Source organism: Streptomyces sp. NPDC088910, assembly GCF_044749865.1.
Classification (GTDB): Bacteria; Actinomycetota; Actinomycetes; order Streptomycetales; family Streptomycetaceae; genus Actinacidiphila.
The window spans coordinates 22,789-43,753 of the sequence record NZ_JBIVIV010000014.1; the positions used below are offsets into that span (position 1 = coordinate 22,789).

At 72.9% G+C, this 20,965-nt stretch carries 23 protein-coding genes; 12 read left to right on the plus strand and 11 right to left on the minus strand.

Annotated features, from left to right (window positions below):
• Positions 1 to 166: 166 nt before the first annotated feature.
• The 5 genes from ACIP4Z_RS28310 to ACIP4Z_RS28330 all read left to right on the plus strand — a co-directional run bounded on the left by ACIP4Z_RS28310 (position 167) and on the right by ACIP4Z_RS28330 (position 2,831).
• Entirely contained in the window at positions 167 to 673 is a 507-nt protein-coding gene (locus tag ACIP4Z_RS28310; protein ID WP_355349910.1) for an Asp23/Gls24 family envelope stress response protein, read from the plus strand.
• A gap of 211 nt (positions 674 to 884) precedes the next feature.
• Entirely contained in the window at positions 885 to 1,457 is a 573-nt protein-coding gene (locus ACIP4Z_RS28315) for an RNA polymerase sigma factor (RefSeq protein ID WP_401313124.1), read from the plus strand.
• A complete protein-coding gene (locus tag ACIP4Z_RS28320) occupies positions 1,448 to 2,059 on the plus strand; it encodes a hypothetical protein (RefSeq protein ID WP_355349913.1) in 612 nt (203 codons plus the stop codon). The genes ACIP4Z_RS28315 and ACIP4Z_RS28320 overlap by 10 nt, the downstream gene beginning before the upstream one ends.
• A gap of 4 nt (positions 2,060 to 2,063) precedes the next feature.
• Positions 2,064 to 2,390, plus strand: coding sequence for an Asp23/Gls24 family envelope stress response protein (locus tag ACIP4Z_RS28325; protein ID WP_391127049.1), 327 nt, complete (start codon positions 2,064 to 2,066; stop codon positions 2,388 to 2,390).
• A 102-nt stretch (positions 2,391 to 2,492) separates the two neighbouring features.
• Positions 2,493 to 2,831 (plus strand): STAS domain-containing protein, encoded by a 339-nt coding sequence (locus ACIP4Z_RS28330; protein ID WP_355349918.1) that lies wholly within the window; start codon positions 2,493 to 2,495, stop codon positions 2,829 to 2,831.
• Here ACIP4Z_RS28330 and ACIP4Z_RS28335 read toward each other — a convergent pair.
• Positions 2,786 to 3,676 (minus strand): DUF3626 domain-containing protein, encoded by an 891-nt coding sequence (locus ACIP4Z_RS28335; RefSeq protein ID WP_391161719.1) that lies wholly within the window; start codon positions 3,674 to 3,676, stop codon positions 2,786 to 2,788. The genes ACIP4Z_RS28330 and ACIP4Z_RS28335 overlap by 46 nt on opposite strands.
• Before the next feature lie 50 nt (positions 3,677 to 3,726).
• Positions 3,727 to 4,179, minus strand: coding sequence for a nuclear transport factor 2 family protein (locus ACIP4Z_RS28340; RefSeq protein WP_391161718.1), 453 nt, complete (start codon positions 4,177 to 4,179; stop codon positions 3,727 to 3,729).
• A gap of 127 nt (positions 4,180 to 4,306) precedes the next feature.
• On the opposite strand from ACIP4Z_RS28340, the gene ACIP4Z_RS28345 reads away from it, so the two are divergent.
• Positions 4,307 to 4,870 (plus strand): PadR family transcriptional regulator, encoded by a 564-nt coding sequence (locus ACIP4Z_RS28345; protein WP_355349927.1) that lies wholly within the window; start codon positions 4,307 to 4,309, stop codon positions 4,868 to 4,870.
• Positions 4,871 to 4,892: 22 nt separating this feature from the next.
• Positions 4,893 to 6,065 (plus strand): cystathionine gamma-synthase, encoded by a 1,173-nt coding sequence (locus ACIP4Z_RS28350; RefSeq protein ID WP_355349930.1) that lies wholly within the window; start codon positions 4,893 to 4,895, stop codon positions 6,063 to 6,065.
• A gap of 95 nt (positions 6,066 to 6,160) precedes the next feature.
• Here ACIP4Z_RS28350 and ACIP4Z_RS28355 read toward each other — a convergent pair whose 3' ends face one another.
• From ACIP4Z_RS28355 to ACIP4Z_RS28365, 3 genes are read right to left on the minus strand one after another with little or no spacing between them, the layout of a single operon-like run.
• Positions 6,161 to 6,424: a hypothetical protein gene (locus ACIP4Z_RS28355; RefSeq protein ID WP_391049106.1), complete on the minus strand. Its 264-nt coding sequence runs from the start codon at positions 6,422 to 6,424 to the stop codon at positions 6,161 to 6,163.
• Positions 6,421 to 6,978 (minus strand): sigma factor-like helix-turn-helix DNA-binding protein, encoded by a 558-nt coding sequence (locus tag ACIP4Z_RS28360; RefSeq protein ID WP_401312843.1) that lies wholly within the window; start codon positions 6,976 to 6,978, stop codon positions 6,421 to 6,423. Before ACIP4Z_RS28360 ends, ACIP4Z_RS28355 begins: the two co-directional genes overlap by 4 nt.
• 32 nt (positions 6,979 to 7,010) lie before the next feature.
• Positions 7,011 to 7,568, minus strand: a complete 558-nt coding sequence (locus tag ACIP4Z_RS28365; protein WP_355350139.1) for a MarR family transcriptional regulator — start codon at positions 7,566 to 7,568, stop codon at positions 7,011 to 7,013.
• A gap of 207 nt (positions 7,569 to 7,775) precedes the next feature.
• Here ACIP4Z_RS28365 and ilvA point away from each other — a divergent pair, with 207 nt between their 5' ends.
• The 3 genes from ilvA to ACIP4Z_RS28380 all read left to right on the plus strand — a co-directional run bounded on the left by ilvA (position 7,776) and on the right by ACIP4Z_RS28380 (position 11,155).
• Positions 7,776 to 9,005 (plus strand): threonine ammonia-lyase, encoded by a 1,230-nt coding sequence (ilvA, locus tag ACIP4Z_RS28370; RefSeq protein WP_355350136.1) that lies wholly within the window; start codon positions 7,776 to 7,778, stop codon positions 9,003 to 9,005.
• A gap of 282 nt (positions 9,006 to 9,287) precedes the next feature.
• Positions 9,288 to 10,307, plus strand: coding sequence for an ATP-binding cassette domain-containing protein (locus tag ACIP4Z_RS28375; RefSeq protein ID WP_391049111.1), 1,020 nt, complete (start codon positions 9,288 to 9,290; stop codon positions 10,305 to 10,307).
• Positions 10,304 to 11,155, plus strand: a complete 852-nt coding sequence (locus tag ACIP4Z_RS28380) for an ABC transporter permease (RefSeq protein ID WP_401312847.1) — start codon at positions 10,304 to 10,306, stop codon at positions 11,153 to 11,155. The genes ACIP4Z_RS28375 and ACIP4Z_RS28380 overlap by 4 nt, the downstream gene beginning before the upstream one ends.
• A 132-nt stretch (positions 11,156 to 11,287) precedes the next feature.
• Here ACIP4Z_RS28380 and greA read toward each other — a convergent pair whose 3' ends face one another.
• Positions 11,288 to 11,785: a transcription elongation factor GreA gene (greA, locus tag ACIP4Z_RS28385; RefSeq protein WP_188280881.1), complete on the minus strand. Its 498-nt coding sequence runs from the start codon at positions 11,783 to 11,785 to the stop codon at positions 11,288 to 11,290.
• 230 nt (positions 11,786 to 12,015) lie between these two features.
• Positions 12,016 to 12,447, minus strand: a complete 432-nt coding sequence (locus tag ACIP4Z_RS28390; protein ID WP_401312851.1) for a DUF4307 domain-containing protein — start codon at positions 12,445 to 12,447, stop codon at positions 12,016 to 12,018.
• Positions 12,448 to 12,592: 145 nt separating this feature from the next.
• Here ACIP4Z_RS28390 and mca point away from each other — a divergent pair, with 145 nt between their 5' ends.
• Together mca and ACIP4Z_RS28400 are read left to right on the plus strand one after the other, a co-directional pair.
• Positions 12,593 to 13,465, plus strand: a complete 873-nt coding sequence (gene mca, locus ACIP4Z_RS28395) for a mycothiol conjugate amidase Mca (RefSeq protein WP_391127072.1) — start codon at positions 12,593 to 12,595, stop codon at positions 13,463 to 13,465.
• A gap of 14 nt (positions 13,466 to 13,479) precedes the next feature.
• Complete coding sequence (locus ACIP4Z_RS28400) at positions 13,480 to 13,761, plus strand: hypothetical protein (RefSeq protein WP_401312854.1); 282 nt, start codon at positions 13,480 to 13,482, stop codon at positions 13,759 to 13,761.
• A 172-nt stretch (positions 13,762 to 13,933) separates the two neighbouring features.
• Here the strand turns inward: ACIP4Z_RS28400 and ACIP4Z_RS28405 are convergent, their stop codons facing one another.
• The 4 genes from ACIP4Z_RS28405 to ACIP4Z_RS28420 all read right to left on the minus strand — a co-directional run bounded on the left by ACIP4Z_RS28405 (position 13,934) and on the right by ACIP4Z_RS28420 (position 20,871).
• Positions 13,934 to 17,179, minus strand: coding sequence for a tetratricopeptide repeat protein (locus ACIP4Z_RS28405; RefSeq protein WP_401312857.1), 3,246 nt, complete (start codon positions 17,177 to 17,179; stop codon positions 13,934 to 13,936).
• Between the two features lie 379 nt (positions 17,180 to 17,558).
• A complete protein-coding gene (locus ACIP4Z_RS28410; protein WP_401312860.1) occupies positions 17,559 to 18,716 on the minus strand; it encodes a hypothetical protein in 1,158 nt (385 codons plus the stop codon).
• A 281-nt stretch (positions 18,717 to 18,997) separates the two neighbouring features.
• Positions 18,998 to 19,732, minus strand: a complete 735-nt coding sequence (locus ACIP4Z_RS28415; RefSeq protein ID WP_391049122.1) for a trypsin-like serine protease — start codon at positions 19,730 to 19,732, stop codon at positions 18,998 to 19,000.
• Positions 19,733 to 19,884: 152 nt separating this feature from the next.
• Positions 19,885 to 20,871 (minus strand): LysR family transcriptional regulator, encoded by a 987-nt coding sequence (locus ACIP4Z_RS28420; protein ID WP_401312862.1) that lies wholly within the window; start codon positions 20,869 to 20,871, stop codon positions 19,885 to 19,887.
• Between the last annotated feature and the right edge of the window lie 94 nt (positions 20,872 to 20,965).

The following is a 20,965-nucleotide window of genomic DNA, read 5'->3' on the forward strand; positions in this document are numbered from 1 at the left end:
CGCGCGTGAGGTCTCCGGATCAGGGGTGTCTTAAGAATGTCAGGGCCCATGAGGCCGCCACATGCACCGTAGGGTCGGCGTATTCGTACGATCCACCGTCGTGCGATCCGCGTCAGTGGATCCGCGCGACCCGGCCGGTGCACTTGCGAACACCAGGAGACCCGGTATGACCACGACGAAGGCCGAAGCGCCGGTTTCGCCCCAGCGCACCAGCACGGACCGCGACGACGACGGCAGCAAGGGGCAGGGCCTGGAGAAGCGGGCCGACGGCGCCTTCCGCGTGCCCGCCGAGCGCGGCCGTACGTCCATCGCCAATTCCGTCGTGGAGAAGATCGCGGGCATGGCGGCACGTGAGGTGCTCGGCGTCCACGACTTCGGCGGCAGCCTCGCCCGCAGCATGGGCGCCATCCGCGACCGCGTCCCCGGTGGCCGCCCCAACGTGACCCGCGGCGTCAAGGTCGAGGTCGGCGAGCGGCAGACGGCCGTGGACCTGGAGCTGGTGGTCGAGTACGGCGTCGCCATCACCGATGTGTCCGCCGACGTACGGGAGAACGTGATCTCCGCCGTCGAGCGCATGACCGGCCTCGAGGTCGTCGAAGTCAACGTCTCGATCGTCGACGTGCACCTGCCCGACGAGGACGACGACACCCCCGCCGAGGGACGAGTGCAGTAGCCGTTCTCCGGGGGCGCCGGGGCTGTCCCACCCCGGCGCCCCCGCACGCCGCTGCCGCTCGCACGAACCCGGTGCCGTACGGCACACCCCCGTGGACCGCGATCACCTGTTGGACGGACGACGTTGACCTGCTTGTACGTGCCTCTGCTCGCCGCCGAGGACCCGGCGCGGTGCCGTGTCCGGTGAGGCGTCCGACGGGGCGCCGTCGCATGTGCCCCCGCCCGAGCCGGAGTCGCCGGCGTCCGGGCGGGAGGAAGACCTGCTGGTCGCCCGCGCGAGCGAGGGCGACGACGAGGCGTTCGAGATCCTGGTACGGCGGCACAGCGGCGAACTGCTGCGCCTGGCACGCCGGTTGCTCGGCAACGACGCCGAGGCGGAGGACGCGGTGCAGGACGCGTATGTCAGCGCGTGGCGGCGGCTGCCGGAGTTCCGCAGGAACGCGGCCTTCGGCACGTGGATGTACCGCATCGTGACCAACCGCTGCCTCAACGTCCTCAGGGGCCGCCGCCCCACCCAGCCGCTGGACTCGATCGTCGAACCCGCCGCGCCCGAGTACCAGTCCTCGCCCGTCCGCGCCGCGGAGTCCGCCGCGTCGGCCGAGGCGCTGCACCGCGCGCTGGCCGGGCTCACCCCCGAGCAGCGCGCGTGCTGGGTGCTGCGCGAATTCCACGGCCTGTCGTACGACGAGATCGCCGCCGCCGTGGGGATCGGCGAACCGGCCGTCCGGGGACGGATCTTCCGCGCCCGCCGCTATCTGACGGAGGCGATGGACACATGGCGCTAGACGACGAACTCCTGCCCTGCGACGCCTCGTTGGCCGATCTGTGGGAGGGCGGCGAGCCCGCCCCCGGCCACGAGGACTGCCCGCACTGCCGGGACTCGCTCGCCGAACTGGCCCAGCTCGACCAGGCCGTGCACCAGGCGCTGGCGGTACGCGACCTGCCCGCGCCCGATCTGGCCGCCCGCGTGATGGACCTGGTGCGGACCGAACTGCGGCCCGGCCGCCTCGTACCGCTCGGCGACCCCGCGGCCGACGACTGGATCACCGAGACCGCCGCCGCCCGGCTCTTCCGGCAGGCCGCGGACGCGGTTCCCGGTGTCGTGGCCGGGAGCTGCCGGATCACCGCGGCCCGCGAGCCCGCGCGCTACGTACTGCCCGGGCTGCCGCTGCCGCGCGTGCCGCTGCGGGTCCGCCTGGAAGTGGCCGTCGTCCTCAGCCGTACCGTCCCCGAGGCCGCCGCGGCGGTCCGCGAACGCGTCATGAACGCGGCGCACGCGGTGATCGGCCTGGACGTCGCCGCGGTGGACGTGTCGGTGGTGGACGTCCTGGACGACGGGGCGGCGGCCGACCGCCCGCTCAACGACGCGACCTCCGGGGAGGGCTGACCCGATGAACCCGCTGACCCGCACACCGGAAGAGCGCGAGACCGCGACCGCGGCGGGCGCCGCCGCGGTCGACGTCCCCGGCGTCGCCTACCTCAGCCCGCGCCTGACCGACCGGCTGCGCTCCCGTACCGCCCCCGGTGTCACCGTGCGGTGGCGGACCGACCCCGCGCAGTGCGCGGTCACGGTCTCGCTGGCCGTACGCACCGGCTACCAGGCGGCCCGGGTCGCCCAGCACGTGCGGGAGGCGGTCGTCGAGGCGGTCTACGCGACGTATCCGCAGACGCTGACCACGCCGGTCACGGTGTCGGTGACGGTCACCGCGATCGTCTGAGACCGCCCGTTTTCACCGGGTACGTCCCCGCGCGTGATGTCCGTCCGCCCACGGTGTCCAAGGGTGCAGACCTTCGAGATTCGAGAGAGGACACAGACCGCCATGGACGCCACGGCTCCCTTCACCTGTCCGACCGCGCTGGACGACGACGGGATACTCACCCTCCGGCCGTGCGGGGACATCGACCTCGAAGCGCGCCCGGCTCTGACCCAGGCCCAACTGGCGCTGCGCCCCGGCCTGCGGGGGGTCCACCTCGACTTCGACGCCGTCCCCTTCATGGACACGACGGCGCTGCGCTTCCTGAGCAGCCTGCACGCCCGCTGCACCGCCTTCGCGCTCCCGCTCCACATCACGGGTCTGCGCCCCCAGCACCGCCGCATGCTCTCCCTGTCCGACTACCGCCTCCCCACCTCCCCGACCTCCCCCACCACAACCGCCTGACCCTCCGGCGGCGCCCCGAAGCGGGCCACGCAGTGCCAGACGCGCTTGAGCGACTGCGGGTCGTGGCGGCCGGTGCGGGCGGCCTCGCCGATGACGCGCGGGTCGAGGAATCCGCCCTCCGCGATCTCGGCGCCCAGCGCGACGAATTCCGGCCCCCGGTAGTCCGGGTGGCGGCGCAACTCCGTGACGGCGAGGCGGAAACCGGCGTGCCACTCCAGCGGGCACGGCAGCAGGCGCGCGGCGTCCTCCACGGTGGTGCCGCGGTGGCTCGGGTCGAGCACCAGCGCCTCCACGTCCTCGGCGAGCACCACGGGACCGTGCACCTGCGCCTCCACATAGCCGTCGAGCGCGTCCCCCCGCCCGGCCGCGGTGTCCGCGCGGGCCAGCTCCACCAGGGCCGACACCGTCCCTTCGACCCCGAAGTCGGACGGTTCCCGGGCGCTGTCCGGATAGCAGAAGGTCGCCCGTGCCAGCGTCCCGGCGCGCAGCCGGAAGTGCGCGGACCCGAAGCGCGGGGCCGCGCCGACCTGCTCGCGCCGGAAGTTCAACGCCCCGTACACCGGCCGTGCCCGCCCGTCCGCCCGGTCGTACGCGCCCCCGAAGATCCGGCTCTCCCACCGCCACCGGTCTCCGCCCGGATACGCGGTCAGGCCCCCGTTGCTCGTACCGGTCACGAACTGCGACCGGTACACGCCCTCCCGTCCCAGCGCCTCCAGCATCCCCCCGCGGTCCGGATGGAAATTCACGCTCACCCGCACCCCGGCGGCAACCGGCGTCCCGGCCCGCGCCAGCCCGGTCACGTGGCGCAACGCCTCATCCGCCGCGAGCGGCGTTTCCCCGGTCACGTCATCCACCCCTTGCCCCCTGCCTCCTGTGCGGGCCGAGCCGTCGGCCGTCAGCGCGGGGCCGGGGCCGGGGCCAGGCCGTCGGCGACGAGGCCGGCGAGGACGGCTTCGCCGAGGGTCTGGACGGCGGACTGGGGGCGGACCATGACAGTGATCTCCTTGATCAGCCCGGCCGGGTCGAACTGGAGCATGTCGATGCCGTGGATCTCCTTGCCGTTGACGGTGGCGCGGAAGAGCAGGATCGCGGACGGGGCGTCGGTGCCGTCACCGGTGGTCCGGGCGGAGCCGTCGAACCGGCCGATGTAGCGGAAGTCCTCGAAGGTGCGCACCAGGACGTGGAAGAGGCCGACGACGAGCGGCTTGCCCTCGAACGGGGTGAACTTCACCGGGCTGTAGAGCCGGATGTCGTCGGTGAACAGGCGGCTGAGGGCCTCGACGTCGCCCGACTCGACGGCGGCGCGGAAGGCGGAGGGGTCTGCGGTCACGGCGTCCGTCGCGGTCACGGCGGCTGCTCCTTCGGTTCTGGAGGGCTGCCCTGGGCGGACCCCCTAGTCGTGCATCTGATTAGTCACTTTCTTGAGTACCATGTCGAGCGTACAACGGACCGGGCGGACGGGAGGAGGCCGGGCGATGGCTTTGCGCCACGCGGTCCTCGCGGCGCTGCTGGACGAGGAGCTGAGCGGCTACCAGCTGGCCAAGGCGTTCAACGTCGGCGTGGCCAACTTCTGGCACGCGCTGCCCCAGCAGCTCTACGCGGAACTGACCAGGCTGGAGAGCGACGGCCTGGTCACCGGCCGGGAGGTCGTCCAGGACACGCGGCCGAACAAGCGCCTCTTCCAGGTGACCGACGCCGGCCTCGCCGAACTGGAACGCTTCGCGGCGGCGCCCGCGAAACCGTCCTTCATCCGTGATGAACTCCTTGTGAAGGTTCAGACCGCCGACCGCCTCGGCACCGAGGCCGTCATCGCCCAGCTCATGGAGCGCGCCGCCTTCGCGGCGGCGAAGGCCGAGCTGTTCACGACCCTGCTCGGCAAGCTCCGCGGCGACCGGGACGAGGAGGACTTCCTGCGCCACGGCACCCGCATCGGCCCGTATCTGACGTGCCTGCGCGGCCTCGCCTTCGAGCGGGGAAACGCCGAGTGGTGCGAGCGCAGCGCGGCCGTGCTGCGCGCGAGGCTGTCGGCGCGGGCCTGACGGCGGCACTACGCTCGGGGCCATGAGCGACAAGCACATCGGGCACCAGGACATCGGCCACCAGCACTTCGAGACCCTCGCGATCCACGCCGGCCAGGCCGCGGACGCGCAGACCGGGGCCGTGGTGACGCCGATTTACCAGGTGTCGACGTACAAGCAGGACGGTGTCGGCGGCCTGCGCGGCGGCTACGAGTACAGCCGGTCGGCCAACCCGACCAGGACCGCCCTCGAAGAGAACCTGGCGGCGCTGGAGGGCGGCAGCCGCGGCCTCGCCTTCGCCTCGGGGCTCGCGGCCGAGGACTGCCTGCTGCGTACGATGCTCGCGCCGGGCGACCACGTGGTGATCCCGAACGACGCGTACGGCGGCACCTTCCGGCTCTTCGCGAAGGTCGTGGAGCGCTGGGGCGTGCGCTGGTCGGTGGCCGACACCTCCGACGTCCAGGCGGTACGGGACGCGCTCCGGCCGGAGACCAAGCTGATCTGGGTCGAGACGCCCTCGAACCCGCTGCTCGGCATCACCGACATCGCGGCGGTCGCCGGGGTCGCCCGGCAGGCCGGGGTGCGGCTGGTGGTCGACAACACCTTCGCGAGCCCTTACCTCCAGCAGCCGTTGGCGCTCGGCGCGGACGTCGTCGTGCACTCCACGACCAAGTACATGGGCGGGCACTCCGACGTGGTCGGCGGCGCGCTGGTCACCTCGGACGCGGGCCTGGGCGAGGAGTTGGCGTACCACCAGAACGCGATGGGCGCGGTCGCCGGGCCGTTCGACGCGTGGCTGGTGATGCGCGGCGTCAAGACGCTCGCGGTACGGATGGACCGGCACAGCGCCAACGCGACGCGGGTGGCCGGCATGCTGGCCGCGCACCCGAAGGTGGCGCAGGTGTACTACCCCGGTCTGCCGGAGCACGCGGGGCACGAGGTGGCCGCCAAGCAGATGAAGGCGTTCGGCGGCATGGTGTCCTTCCGCGTCGTGGGCGGCGAGGACGCGGCGGTCGCCGTCTGCGACCGCGCGGAGCTCTTCACGCTCGGCGAATCCCTCGGCGGCGTCGAGTCGTTGATCGAGCACCCGGGCCGTATGACGCACGCCTCGGTGGCCGGTTCCGCGCTGGAGGTGCCCGCCGATCTGGTACGCCTGTCGGTCGGCATCGAGGCCGCGGACGACCTGCTGGCCGACCTGGCGCAGGCCCTCGGCTGAGGTCGTGACACGGTCGTGAGAGCGTGAACTCCCGGGCCCGTACGGTCGCGCGCGCCGCGTACCGTACGGGCCCGGCGCCTTTCCCACGAAAGGCGTCAGCCCGTCGCCGACCACCAACTGCCGTCCGTCGGCGTCGTAGGGGCCGAGTGGTCGGGCCACGCCACCGCGGCCAGGACCAGACCGGCCACGACGGCCGCGAACAGCACCAGCCACAGGGCGAGTCGGACGACCCGGCGGCGGCGTACGATCCGGCGTCCGCGGGCGGCGGCGCGGGCGGTGAGATCGAGCGGGACCACCGGGTGCGGGGTGTCCAGCAGGCGGCGCACCTCGTCGTCGCGGCGGTTGGGCAGGCGGCTCACGGCGCCACCGCGCTGGACTCGGCCAACTCCGCTGCCTCGGAAGCCGGTTCGGTCTCCCCGGGGGCTCTGCGGGCCCGCGCCGCGGCGGCGGCCACGGCCCTGGCCGCCGCGGCGGCGGCCGGATCGTCCTCTTCGGGCCTGCTGCGCAACGTGGCCGTCCCGCGGGCGCAGATGGCGCGCACCCGCTCGACGGGCAGGCCGAGTTGGGCCGCGGTCTGCTCCTCCGCGACGCCCTCGAAGTGCCGCATCACGACGATCAGCCGCTCCTGGCCGCTGAGCCGGTCCAGGGTGCCGCCGCGGGGCCGCCGCCACCACGGGCGGTAGGCGAACCGCCGTACCAGCTCGCTCCTGGCCCGTTCGTACGGGTCCTCCGCGCGCATCGTGAGCCAGTTGGCGTAGACGTGCGCGAGCGTCGCGGTCAGGAGGCGGTCGGCGGCCTCAGGGTCGCCCGCCAGCAGTGTGGCGGCGTGCAGCAGACGGCCCGCCGCGCCCGCGGTGAACGCCGCGAATTCGGCGTCCCGTCGGTTTTCCGCTGCCGCCCGGCGCTTCCCCACGCGGCCATGGGACGGCAACCGGGTGTTCCGGGTCAAGCCCCTTGCGTGTCTCCCCGCGACCCGGTCGCGCCGCCGGTCCCCTCGGTCCCACCGGCCTCGTCGGACTCCGGCTCCTCGCGCTGTCCCGCCCCGGTGTGCCAGTCGGCGAGCGAGGTGTTGAAGCGGGCCAGCAGCTCGGTGAAGATCTCCCGCTCCCGCGGGGTCCACTCGTCGGTGACCTCGGCCATCAGCCGGCGGCGGGAGTCGCGTACCGCGTCGAGCCGGGACCGGCCGCGCGGCGACAGGGCGAGGACGACCGCGCGGCCGTCCTCCGGGTGCGAGGTGCGCTTGACCAGGCCGGTGTCGACGAGCGGGGCGACCTGACGGGTGACCGTGGAGGAGTCGATGCCCATGGCCTCGGCGAGCGCCTTGACGCCCATCGGGCCTTCGCGGTCGAGCCGGTTGAGCAGCAGGTAGGCGGCGCGGTCCATGGAGTTGCGGGCCTTGCCGACTCCGCCGAGCCGCGTCTGTTCCGCGCGACGGGCGAAAAGTGCGACCTGGTGCTGGAGGCGCTCAAGGAGTTCGGTCGAGGTCTCCGTGGGGTTGGACATGACCTTGAAGCTCGCGTTCTGTCGGTCCTGTGAAGGGGAACGGGAAGGCGGAAGTTGTGGAGAAGAGTACGCGGCGCGGAAGGCCCCGTGACCCTTCACCGGCAATACGCCGCCCGCCGCGGCCCCGGCCCTGACACGTATTCCGGCCGCCGGTGACACCCTTGGCCCCCGGCGGTGGCGGTCCGCCGGAGCTGGGAGACTGGGCCCATGGACAGTTCGGTGCCCGCAGCGTCCCCTTCGATCACCCTCGATGACGTGCGAGGAGCGCACAAAATGCTCTCCGGGGTGGCCCGTATCACCGCGATGGAAGGCAGCCGCCATCTGTCGTCGCTGGTCGGAGCACCTGTGCACCTCAAATGCGAGAATCTTCAACGCACAGGTTCGTTCAAAATTCGCGGCGCGTACGTCCGCATCGCGGGCCTCGGCCCGGAGGAGCGCGCGGCCGGGGTGGTGGCGGCCAGCGCCGGGAACCACGCCCAGGGCGTGGCCCTCGCGGCCTCCTTGCTCGGTGTCCGCTCGACCGTCTTCATGCCCGTCGGCGCCCCGCTGCCCAAGGTGGCCGCGACCCGTGACTACGGCGCCGAGGTACGGCTGCACGGCGCGGTCGTCGACGAGACGCTGCGGGCGGCCATCGAGTACGCCGAGCAGACCGGGGCGGTCTTCATCCACCCCTTCGACCACCCGGACATCATCGCCGGGCAGGGCACGGTGGGCCTGGAGATCCTTGAGCAGTGCCCCGAGGTCGGCACCATCGTGGTCGGCATCGGCGGCGGCGGTCTCGCCGCCGGTCTCGCGGTCGCCGTCAAGGCGCTGCGGCCCGATGTGAAGATCGTCGGCGTGCAGGCCGCGGGCGCCGCCGCGTATCCGCCCTCGCTCGCCGTCGGCCGCCCGGTGGCGCTCGGCACGGTCGCCACGATGGCCGACGGAATCATGGTCGGCCGTCCGGGCGACATACCGTTCGCCCTGGTCAGGGACCTGGTGGACGAGGTCGTGACGGTGACGGAGGACCAGCTCTCCTCCGCGCTGCTGCTCTGCCTGGAACGCGCGAAGCTGGTCGTGGAACCGGCCGGGGCCAGTCCGGTCGCGGCGCTGCTGGCCGCGCCCGAGGCGCTGCGGGGGCCCGTCGTCGCGGTGCTCTCCGGCGGCAATGTCGACCCGCTGCTGATGCAGCGCATCCTGCGGCACGGCATGTCGGCCGCCGGCCGTTACCTGTCCCTGCGGCTGCGTCTCACCGACCGGCCCGGCGCGCTCGCCACGCTCCTGGGGGTGTTGTCAGTGGTCGACGCTAACGTCCTCGATGTCAGCCATGTGCGCACCGACCCGCGGCTCGGCCTCACCGAGGCCGAGGTCGAGGTGCACCTGGAAACCAAGGGACCTGAGCACTGTGTCGCCGTGGGCGAGGCACTGGAGAACGCGGGTTACACCGTCATCCGGTGACCGCCCCGGCGGGCGGAGCTCGCCGTCGTACGACCCGCCGCCGCGGGGGAGTCGCCCGCCGAGCCCCGCGGCGGCGCGCCGTGTACCAGGTTCCGTGGCGGACGCGAAATTGGCTTGACGCGATATATCGCGTCTGTCATTCTCGCGTTCCATCGCGGTTCGCCGCGCGGTCCGCCGCGCGCTGAGCGATGAGTTTCGGCCGTTCGGGCGGTCGAAGTCATGAAGCCGCACACCGCACCAGTCGTGAGAGCTGCACACCGCACCAACGGACGGAGTGACAAAATGCCGGGCGCCATCTATGCAGAGGGTCTTGTGAAGACCTTCGGCGATGTCAAGGCACTGGGGGGAGTGGACCTCGACGTGCCGGAGGGCACGGTCCTCGGGCTGCTCGGGCCGAACGGCGCGGGAAAGACCACCGCCGTCCGGGTCCTGACCACACTCCTGCAACCCGACAGCGGCAGAGCCGTCGTCGCGGGCATCGACGTACTGAAGCACCCCAACGAGGTCCGCAGGCACATCGGCCTGTCGGGTCAGTTCGCCGCGGTCGACGAGTATCTGACCGGCCGGGAGAACATCCAAATGGTCGGCCAGCTCTACCAGATGAGCGCCAAGGCGGCCCGCGCGCGGGCCGACGAACTGCTGGAGCGCTTCAATCTGGCGGACGCCGCGAACCGGCCCTCCAAGACCTACTCCGGCGGTATGCGCCGCCGCCTCGACCTCGCCGCCGCGCTCGTCGTGAGCCCGCCGGTGATGTTCATGGACGAGCCGACCACCGGACTCGACCCGCGCAACCGCCAGCAGCTCTGGGAGGTCATCCAGGAACTGGTCGCGGGCGGCACCACCTTGCTGCTCACCACCCAGTATCTGGAAGAGGCCGACCACCTCGCGCACGACATCTGCGTGATCGACCACGGCAAGGTCATCGCGCGCGGCACCTCCGACCAGCTCAAGGCGCAGACCGGCGGCGAACGCGTCGAGGTCGTCGTGCACGAGCGGGACCGCATCTCCGACGCCGCCCGCGCGCTCGCCGGATTCGGCAAGGGCGACGCGAAGATCGAGGAACACCAGCGGAAGATCACCGTCCCGGTGACCGGCGGCGCCAAGCTGCTCGCCGAGGTGATCCGCGACCTGGACGCGCAGGGCATCGAGATCGACGACATCGGCCTGCGCCGACCCACCCTGGACGACGTGTTCATCTCCCTGACCGGCCACGCGGCCGAGCAGGACAACGCCGCCGACGAGGAGACCGAGGACCCGGGCGCCCGCAAGGCCGACGCGTCCCGCAAGGAGGCAGTCAAGTGAGCGCCACGACCGACATCGTGACCACCGCCGCGCCCAAGGGCGCGGGCGGCGTCGTCCAGTCCGTCAGGGACTCGCTGGTCGTCGCCAAGCGCAATCTGATCCGGATGCTGCGCATCCCCGAGATGATCATCTTCGGGCTGATCCAGCCGATCATGTTCGTGGTGCTGTTCAGCTACGTCTTCGGCGGCTCGGTCGCCGTCGGCGGCTCCCTCAGCGCCTCGGACTACCGCAACTTCCTGATGGCGGGCATCTTCGCCCAGACGGTCACCTTCGCCACCGCCGGCGCGGGCGCGGGCATCGCCGACGACATGAACAAGGGCCTCATCGACCGCTTCCGGTCGCTGCCCATGGCGCGCGGCGCGGTGCTCACCGGCCGCACCCTCGCCGACCTCGTCCAGACGACGCTCACCGTCGTCGTCCTCGCGGTGGTCGGCGTGCTCGTCGGCTGGCGCATCCACAACGGCGTGCCGAAGATGATCGGCGCGTTCCTGCTGCTGCTCCTGCTGGGCTACGCCTTCTCCTGGATCGGCGCGCTGATCGGCCTGTCGGTCCGCACCCCGGAGGCGGCCACCTCGGGCGGCCTGATCTGGCTCTTCCCGGTGACGTTCGTGTCGAACGCCTTCGTGGACTCGTCCAACATGCCGGGCTGGCTCCGGGCGGTCGCCGACTGGAACCCGTTCAGCGCCACCGTGCAGGCGTGCCGCGTGCTCTTCGGCAACCCGGGCGTCTCGCAGTCCGGCGCCTGGCCGATGCAGCACCCGGTGTGGGCGTCGCTGATCTGGTCCGTGCTCATCATCGTGGTCTTCCGTACGCTCGCGGTCCGCAAGTACCGCTCGGCGACCGCTTAACAGCCGGTCACCGCGGAGAGCCGGACGACCGCCTCACGCTCGACGATCGCGTCACGCCCGACGCCTTCGCGGAGAGCCGCGTCACACATGTGCCGCCCGTGCCACGGGGACGGGCGGCACACCGCTGTCCGCTCAGCCCTGGTACGGCTTCACGTCGAGGACCTTCACCGACGCGCTCTTGCCGTTGGGCAGTTCGTACGTGGCGTCCTCGCCCGGCTTCTTGCCCGCCACACCGCGGCCGAGCGGCGACTGCGGCGAGTACGTGTCCAGGTCGCTGGAGACGCCCTCGCGGGAGCCGAGCAGGAAGGTCATGGTGTCGTCGGGGTCGCCGTCGAAGGCGATGGTCACCACCATGCCGGGCGCCACCACACCGTCGTCCGCCGGGGCCTCGCCGACCTTCGCGGACTCCAGGATCTGGTTGAGCTGGCGGATGCGCAGCTCCAGCTTGCCCTGGTCCTCACGCGCCGCGTGATAGCCGGCGTTCTCCTTGAGATCGCCTTCCTGGCGGGCTTCCTCGATCTTGGCGACGATCTCGGCGCGCGCCGGACCAGACAGATGCTCCAGCTCGGCCTTGAGCTGGTCATACGCCGCCTGGGTCAGCCAGGTGACGTTCTCGCTGGTCTGGGTCACAGGTGCTCCTCGTCGGTACTGGTCATGCCGTGTGCCTGTCCCGCGGACTCCCCGCGGGGCGGTGTGTGCCGTCGCACCCGTGGGGCCGACGGCTCGTCCCCACGGCCGGTGCCGGGGTGCGCCCCGATGAACAAGTCCATTGCCACCGGTCGCCGGGACGAAACCACGAGCCTAACAATTACTCGTCGGTCAAGGGGACGAGAAACGAACGCGGGTGCCGGGGTCCGGGGTCAGCCGCGCGGGGCGGTCTGGCAGCTGACCAGCTCACCGGTCTCACCGCGCGAGGTCGTCCGCACCGTGACGACGGTGTCGACCTGCCGGGCGTGCTGCGCGAGGCGGACGTCCTTGCGGCCCACCTCGTTGTGGTCGACGTCCACCGAGCGCAGAGTGCAGACGGCGACGGTCCCCGGGTCCTTGCGGACCTCCAGGTGGATCTCCACGGCCTGGTCCGACACGGCCTTGAAGGCGATGACCTGACCGCTGACCTTGGTGCCGGTGAGGGCGTGCCAGCCGTACCACCCGACGCCGACGACCATCAGCGCGCCCAGCACGACGGCGGCGATCCGCAGCTTGCGGTCCGCCCGCGCGTCGGCGCCCGGACCGTACCTGCCGTCGGGCAGGGCGGGACGGGCGCCCGGCTCACCGGGCCGCACGGCGGTCATAGGCTTTTCCTCCCGAGCGCGGGAACGGCGGAATTAATCGTCCCCTCACTCGGTCACTATAGGAGGCGCCCTCTCGGCCGACGGAGGGGGCTTAGAAGACGGGGGCTCGGCGCCGCTCGGACCCCGAAGACCTGAGGACCCAGCCTTGACTGAGCAGCTTCGACTGATGGCCGTTCACGCCCACCCCGACGACGAGTCGAGCAAGGGCGCGGCCACCATGGCCAAGTACGTGTCCGAGGGGGTGGACGTACTGGTGGCGACCTGCACCGGAGGCGAGCGTGGCTCGGTGCTCAACCCCAAACTCCAGGGCGACCCCTACATCGAGGAGAACATCCACGAGGTACGCGCCAAGGAGATGGACGAGGCGCGCCAGATCCTGGGCGTCCGCCAGTCCTGGCTCGGCTACGTCGACTCGGGACTGCCCGAGGGCGACCCGCTGCCGCCGCTGCCCGAGGGCTGCTTCGCCCTCCAGGACGTGGACGTGGCCGCGGGCACCCTGGTGAAGCTGATCCGCGAGTTCCGGCCGCACGTCATCACCACGTACGACGAGAACGGCGGCTATCCGCACCCGGACCACATCATGACGCACAAGATCTCGGCGGTGGCCTTCGACGCCGCGGGCGACCCCGAGCGCTACCCCGAGGCCGGGGAGCCGTGGACGCCGCTGAAGCTCTACTACAACCAGGGCTTCAACAAGGAGCGCACCCTCGCGCTGCACGAGGCGCTGCTCGCGCGCGGCATGGAGTCCCCGTACGGGGAGTGGCTCAAGCGCTGGGAGGAGTTCGACCGCCCGGAGCGGCAGCTCACCACCCACGTGCCCTGCGCGGACTTCTTCGAGATCCGTGACAAGGCGCTGCTCGCGCACGCCACGCAGATCGACCCGGACGGCGGCTGGTTCCGTATCCCGATGGACCTCCAGCGGGAGGTCTGGCCGACCGAGGACTACGAGCTGGCGCAGTCCCGCGTGGACACCTCGATCCCTGAGGACGACCTCTTTGCGGGGATCGAGAGGGCCTAGGCGACAATGGGCGGGTGAACGCCTCCCACGGATTCAATACGCTGGTCCCGCTCGCCTCGAACGCCGCCGGTGAGCTGAACCAGGACAAGGTGACGCCGGGGCTCCTCGGTTTCGTGATCTTCGCCGCCATCGCCATCGGGCTGTGGCTGCTGATGAAGAACATGGGCAAGCAGATGAAGAAGATCGATTTCACCGAGGAGCCCGCGGCTCGCCCGCCGCATGAGGCCCCCGCGGCCTCTCCCTCCGCTTCTCCCGCCGCCTCCGCCTCCTCCGCCCCGGAGCCGCCACGCCCCTGACGGGCGGCCCTTGCGCAGGGCGTGCTTTTCAGGGGCGCGGGGAACCGCGCGGCCAGCCGCCACCGGCCGGTGGTCCGGAGACAACCGATCTGCCCCGCCGGGGCGGGTGGGAGCGTCGTGGCCGGCCGCGCGGTTCCCCGCGCCCCCGACGGGGCACGTCGTGTGCAAGGGGTCAGACGGGGACGGCCATGACCATGCGGGCGGAGCGGCCGGGGGTCATGCCGAGGCGCCAGGTGTCCCAGGGTCCGCCGGGGGCGACGGTGCCGCGCTCCAGGAGGAGGGCGTACGCCTCGACGTACTCCTCGAGGTCCGGGTCCCGCCCCGGATAGGCGTCGGCGAGGAGCCCGGCGAGGGCTGAGCGGGCCAGGGGCAGGCCGGCCTCGGAGAGCAGCGGCTGGACGGTGGCGCGCAGGAAGACGGCCCAGTCGTGGCCGCGCCGGTCGCCGAGCCCACGGAAGAGCTCGACGGCCTCGTCGAGGAGGGCGAGGGCCTCGGGCAGCCGCCCGTTCCCGGCGTCGATGACGGACAGCTCGACGCACGACCACGCCTCGCCGTGCTCGACGCCGATCCGGCGGAAGTCCTGGCGGGCGTCCTGGAGGAGCTGCCGGGCGAAGCCGCTGTTGCGCAGATTGCCGGTACGGGCCGCCCGCTGGTCGCGGGTGACCCGCGCGGAGTGGTGCCGGGCGCAGGCCAGCCCGTAGACGTCCCGCATGCGGGAGAACATCGTGCGGGCGCGTTCCAGGGTGCGCAGCGCCGAGTCGGTGTCGCCGGACTCCTCCAGCGCGTGCCCGAGGTAGTACAGCGTCCACGCCTCGCCGCGCGCGTCCTCGCAGGCGCGGTGCCGCTGCACCGCCTCGTCCAGGTCCTGGGCGGCCTGCCGGGCCTCGCCCCGCAGCAGCAGGGCCCGGGCGAGCTGCGTCGCGGTCCACGCGCCGCCGCGCGGGTCGCGGGCCAGCGCGTACGACTGCCCGGCGGCGCGCAGTTCGGCCTCGCCGAGGTCGAGCCGCCCGAGCCGCAGGTACACCTGGCCGAGCTGGAGGTGCGCCCACGCCTCGCCCTGCACGCTCTCGTTCTCGCGGTGCAGCGCCAGCGACTCGCGCAGCAGCTCCAGCGCCGTGCCGACCTGGCCCATGTCGCGCAGCACGGCGGCCAGCGCGTGCAGCGTCCAGGCCCGGTCCTCGTCCAGCTCGGGGGCGGACTGGATCTCCAGCGCCTCGCGCAGCCTGCGCTCGGCCTCCTTGAGGTTGCCCTGGTGGTGCAGGGTGATGCCGAGGCTGTCCAGCGCGCGGGCCGCGCCCGACGGGTGCCGCGCCTCGAAGTACAGGTCGACCACCGACGTCAGCGTCGACCGCGCCTTGTCCAGCTCGCCGAGCTGCCGGGCCGCGATGCCGGTACGCCACTGCACCGACCGCACCAGCACCGAGCGGTCCTCGTCGGGGCCCGACTTCTGCTGCCCGGCGGCCTGTTGGGCCTGCGCCATCTCGCTGATCTCGCCGAGCCGGTAGAGGTCGCCGCGCAGCAGGCAGTAGTCGCACAGCGCGCCGAGCAGCGCCTGTACGGCGGCCCGGTCGACGCCCTCGGTGTCGCGCAGCGCGGCGGTGATGAAGCTGGACTCCTCGTCCAGCCAGCGCAGCGCCAGCTCCAGTGAGGCGAAGCCGTGCTGGCCGAACCGCCCGGCGCGGGTGGAGGTCTTGCCCTCGACCAGCCGGATGACGGTGTTCGCGAGGTCCGCGTACGAGCGGATCAGCCGCTCGTGGGCGGCGCCGCGCTCCACCGGGTCCTCCTCGTCCAGCAGCCGTTCGCCCGCGAAGGCGCGGACGAGGTCGTGCGGGCGGTAGCGGCTGCCGCGGACGTTCTCGATCAGCCCCGCGGCGGCGAGTTCGTCGAGCCTGCGGGCGGCCTCGCGTTCGTCGGTGGCCATCAGGGCCGCCGCGGCGGCGGCGCCGAAGCTGGCGCGCCCGGCCAGCGCGAGGCGGCGCAGCAGGCGGCGGTTGGGCTCCGGCTGGTCGTGGTAGCGCAGTGCGAGGACGCGGTCGACCGGGTCGCGCGGGCCGAACACCTCCAGGTCTGCGGCGAGTTCGGTCGCGCCGTGGTGGTCGGGGAGCGCGGCTCCGGCGATCCGCAGGGCTATCGGCAGACCCGCGCACAGGTCGCGCAGCCGCTCGGCCTCCTCCCGCAGCGGGGCGGCGCCGCCGCCCGCCGCGGCCAGTTCGCCCAGCAGTTCCAAGGTGTCGTCCGCGTCGAGCGCGCCGACGTCCAGGCTGTGCACGAAGGCGCCGGGCAGCGCCAGTTCCTCCGGGTCGAACGGCGCGCGGCTGGTGACCAGCACCAGGCTCTCGGACCGCTCGGGGACCAGCGTCCTGATCTGCGCCGCGTCGGTGGCGTCGTCCAGCACGATCACCACGGGCACGTCCCTGAGATGCTGCTGGTACTGCTCGCTGAGCCGTCGCAGGTGCTGTTCCTGATTCTGCCGCTCGCGGAAGAGGAGCTGGTCGCGGGGCGCGCCGAGCCGGTTGAGCAGGTGCAGCAGCGCCTCCCTGGTGGGCAGCGGCGTCCTGCCGTCGCTCGCGCCGCGCAGGTCCACCACGCACGCGCCGCGGAACTGGTCCTTCAACTGCCGTGCGGTACGCACCGCCAGCGTCGTACGGCCGCTGCCCGCCGGGCCGTGCAGGACGACCACGGTGGGCCGTACCGCCGTGGACACCCGGGCCTGGTGCACCCACTGGGCGATCCGCGCGACATGGGCGCGGCGCCCGGCGAACGGGCCTTCCGCGTCCGGGAGATGGCCGAACGACTGCTCCAGCACGGCGCGTGTGCGGGCCGCCGCGCTGCGGTCGTTGCCCGAACGGCGCGGCGGGGAGGGCTGGTTGGGCACCTTGGCGGACTGCTTGCGGGGCGGCGCGGGGACGACCGCGCGCTGCGCCTCGATGAACGGCCGTACGCCGCGGCGGTCGAGCGCGGCCAGCCACAGCAGCCGCAGTTGTTCCGGACCGCCCGGTAAGCCCTGGCCGGCGCCCGCGCGCCGCGCCTTTCCCTGCTTGCCCGCTCCGGTCAGCGTCACCGCTCCCGCCGCGCCGACCGCGAGGCCGGTCACCAGCGCGGGTCCCGCCGCGAGTCCGTAGCCGAGGTCGACTCCGAAGGCCACCGCGGCCGTTACGCCCGCGACCAGGCCCTGCACCGCGGCGGTGGCGCGCCCCGAGCGCTCCTGCGGTCCGGCCGCTTGACCGGCCTCCAGCGCCCTGACGTACGCCCCGTACTCCTCGTCCGCCGCGGCCGCGATCTCCTCCAGCCGCTCCAACCCCCGCGCCAGCAGCGCCTTCCCGTCCACGCCCTGCCCCTGCTGGGCCACCGCCCGCTCCAGCAGGCGCACCACCTCGGCCCGGTGCGGTGCGCGCAGCGCGGCCCGTGACTCCGGCACATGTCCTCCCGCGTACGGCTTCGACAACTTCGACGTGCGGACAACCCATGAGTGGGTTTGGTGCCCACCCAGCGCCCGCGTCAAGCCCCCGCGGCCCTGTGGATCCCACAGCGCCGTCCCCGCGCGCCCCTCCTGGGCGCGGAGCCGCCGTCGCCGCCGCGCGCACGCGCGCGGTTCAGGCCCGCGCGGGGGAGGCGGGTTCCGGTGGTGCGGCGCCGGTGAACAGGCCGATCAGGCCGTAGGGCGCCTTGTCGCCGAGGCAGAGGTCGAGCTTCTCGTGCGCCTCGGCGTCGGCGGCCGGCTCTCCCGCGCGCCGTGGCAGTCCGCGATGCCGCGCGTCTTCGACGGCGTCGGCGCTACGGCTTGTGAACCGCCCGGCTCACGGGGAGTGGTTCCAGACCAGCAGCAGATAGCCGCCGAAGTACCCGGACACCAGCGTCAGCGTCGTCACGACCGTGACGGCCGTACCGGTCCTGGCCTTGGCCAGCGCGATGGCGGGCGGGATGAGCAGCGGGAAGGCCGCGACGAGGAAGCGCGCCTTGGAGTGGTAGTAGCCGGAGCCGCCGATCGAGGTGGCCAGCAGCAGGAAGCTGAAGAGCAGCAGCGGCCAGGGCTGCCGGTCGAGCACGCCGAGGACGAAGAGCGCCACGGCCAGCAGCAGGACGACGGTCACCGCGTACAGGTCGAGCGCCGACGGCGTGCTGAGGATGTGCCGGGCGCTGTCGACGGTGAACCGGCCGCCGTCCCACGACGATCCCCAGCCGTCCTTCTGGATGTGGAACCAGCCGTCCAGCCGGTGCACCCGCAGGCCCACCCACACCAGATAGCCGATCCAGCCGGCGGGCGCGATCAGCAGCGCCGCCCACGCGCGCCAGGCGCGCGGCGCGCGGACGATCGCGAACAGCGCGGCCAGGCAGACCACCGGCACCAGCGCGGAGGCGGTCGGCCGGGTCAGCCCGGCGAGCAGGCACAGGAAGGCACTGGTCAGCCAGTGTTCGCAGAGCAGCGCGTACAGCGTCCAGGCGGCCAGCGCCGTGAACAGGCTCTCGGTGTACGCCATCGACTCGACGACGGCGTGCGGGATGACGCCCCACAGCACGGCGAGCACCACCCCGGCGCGCTGGCCGTACAGCTTCGCGCCGACCGCGTAGATGCCCCAGGCGGCGGCCAGCGCGAAGAGCCAGCCGAGGACGACGCCGGTGGTCGCGGGCCCGGTGGGGGACAGCGCGGCGGTGCCGCGCACCAGTTGGGGGTAGAGCGGGAAGAACGCGAGGTTGCTCTGCGCCGGGGTGCCGTGGTCGTAGCCGTGCTCGATGATGCCCAGGAACCACAGCGAGTCCCATTTGCGGCCCAGCAGCCCCAGCAGGCTCTTGTGTTCCGACCGCGCCCACATCCAGAGCATCGCGGTCGCCGCGAGCCGCACCAGCAGATAGCCGAGGACCGCGGGCGCCGCCGCGCGGGCCGCGCGCCGCAGCGCGTCCCTCCGGCCGGTGGGCTGCGTCGCGGGCGCCGGCCGGGTGTGGTCGAGCAGCGCCACGACGCTCCCTCTTTGGCGTGAAAAACGGTGCATACGGGTGAGGTGCAGAATTGCGGCAGTCTATCCGGTCGGTGTACGGCGGTTGTCCCGCACCTGTCCGGCAGCTGTCCGACCCCTCGCCGAAGCCCGCGCCACGCGCCCCGCCGACTTCCAGGCCATGTCGCCGCCTGTTCCGTACCCAGCAGGCCCGGTGGCGGTGGCGGGTACCGCCGGGTGACGGGGCGGATCTGGGCGTGCGGTGGCGGCCACCGCCGGGTGCGGATCGAGGCGGGCGGTGGGGGCTACCGGCGGGTGACCGAGCGGATCCAGGCGAGCTGCTGACCGACGTCCCCGGCCTCGGCGACCTTCTCCCGGTCGGAGCCGTCGAAGACGCCGAGGAGGGTTTCCGCGCCGTGCGGGGCGACGCTCATCACCGGTCCGCCGGAGTCCCCGCCCGCGGGGATCCCGGACACCTTCACCATGCAGAAGTCCGAGCCGCCCGGCGCGGTGGCGCCGTCGCACCGCGGGTCGTCCGGCCGGACGACCCGCAGCCGCGACTGCTTGAGCACCGGCGACTGGCAGGAGTTCTCGTCCCCGGCGCACGTCGCGCCCCACCCGTACACCCGCACGGTCCGGCCGGGGCGGACGGGCGCGGTGGACAGGCGCGCCGTGCGGACGTTCATGGCCGGCACCTCGACCAGCATCATGTCGGCGACGGCGCTTCCCACGCGCCCGCCGGGCACCGGCCGGACCGTCGTGCCCTTGCGGACGTCGAGGCTGCCCACCCGGAACGTGATCCGCTTGTCCGCGACCGGCCGCGCCTGCTCGAAGAAGCAGTGCGAGGCGGTCAGAATCCACCGGCGCGTCACGGCCGTCCCGGTGCACACCGGCTTCCCGTCGACGAACATCCGCACCGCCCACGGCCCGTACGTGCTCTTCGACCCGCCGATCACCGCGGAGGCCGGTGCCGACGCCGTCACGATCCCCGTCACGGCCACCAGTACGGCCGTCAGCAGCACCCGAATCCGCCCCGCCATCCGCGACCACCCCTCACGCTCACCCGGCACCGCTCCCGCTGGCGCCACTGGTGCCATTGGCACCACTTCCGCCACTTCCGGAACATCCGCCCATGAGCGTACGCGCCGACCCCCGGCTTTCCGGACCGGACGCGCACCGGGCGTCACGTCCGTCAGCCGCCACCCGGCGCATCCGGCCCGGAGTTCGTCGGCGGTGACACCGGAGACGGGGGGATCACCCAGTCGGGGCGCCAGGTCCCGGCGGCGTCGTGGGCGGTCGCCGCGGCGGCGAGGTGGGCGCGCAGAACGGTCAGCGCCGGGTGGGGGTTGTCGCGGTGCCACAGGAGGGCGTGCGGGTAGACGGGGGTGGGGTCGGTCACCGGGATACGGCGCAGGCCGTGGCCCGCGGGCCAGATGAGACGGGTGGGCTCGCCCATGAAGGTGGCCAGCGCCGGGGTCTCGGCGAGGGTGTCGAGAAGCGCGTCGGAGCCGAAGTTGGGGCCGGTCGCCTCGATGGTGAGGCCGAACTCGTCGACGAGGTCGTCGTAGTAGGCACCCCACTCGGAGCCGGGGACGATGCCGGGCATCCAGATCCGGTGCCCCACGAGCCGCTCGACGGTCACCGACCGGGCGCCCGCCAGCGCGTGGGCCGGGCCGGTGAGGAGCTGGAGCGGCTCGTCGAGCACCCGTACGGACGCGACGTCCTCGGGAAGCGGCAGGCCGGGCGCGGCGACGGCGCGGAAGGTCGCGTCGATCGCACCGGACCTGACGGCGCCGACGGCCGTGCCGAATTCCAGCAGCATCACCACGTCGAGGTCGATCTCGGGGTGCGCGCGGTGGAAGCCGCGCATCAGGCCCGCCTGCGCGCCGCGCGAGGCCATCACGTCGACGCGCAGCGGACGGCGGCCGGGGCGTACGGACGCGACCGCGCGTTCGGCGACGCGCAGCAGTTCGCGCGCGTGGGGCAGGAACGCCTGGCCGTCGATGGTGAGTTCGGCGCCGCGCGGGGCGCGGGCGAACAGCCGCATGCCCAGGGCGCGTTCCAGCGCGGCGACCCGCTTGGAGACCGCCTGCTGGGTGATCGACAGGTCGGCGGCGGCCTTCTGGAACTGGCCCGCGTCCGCGACGGCGACGAAGGTGCGTACGGCTTCGAGGTCCACGTCGATTCACCTTAGTGAACAACGAATGGTTGTGGATCGCGGGCGGTGCGGTTGTTTGACCTGCGGTTGTGCCGCTCGCTTAGCTCTCACCGGT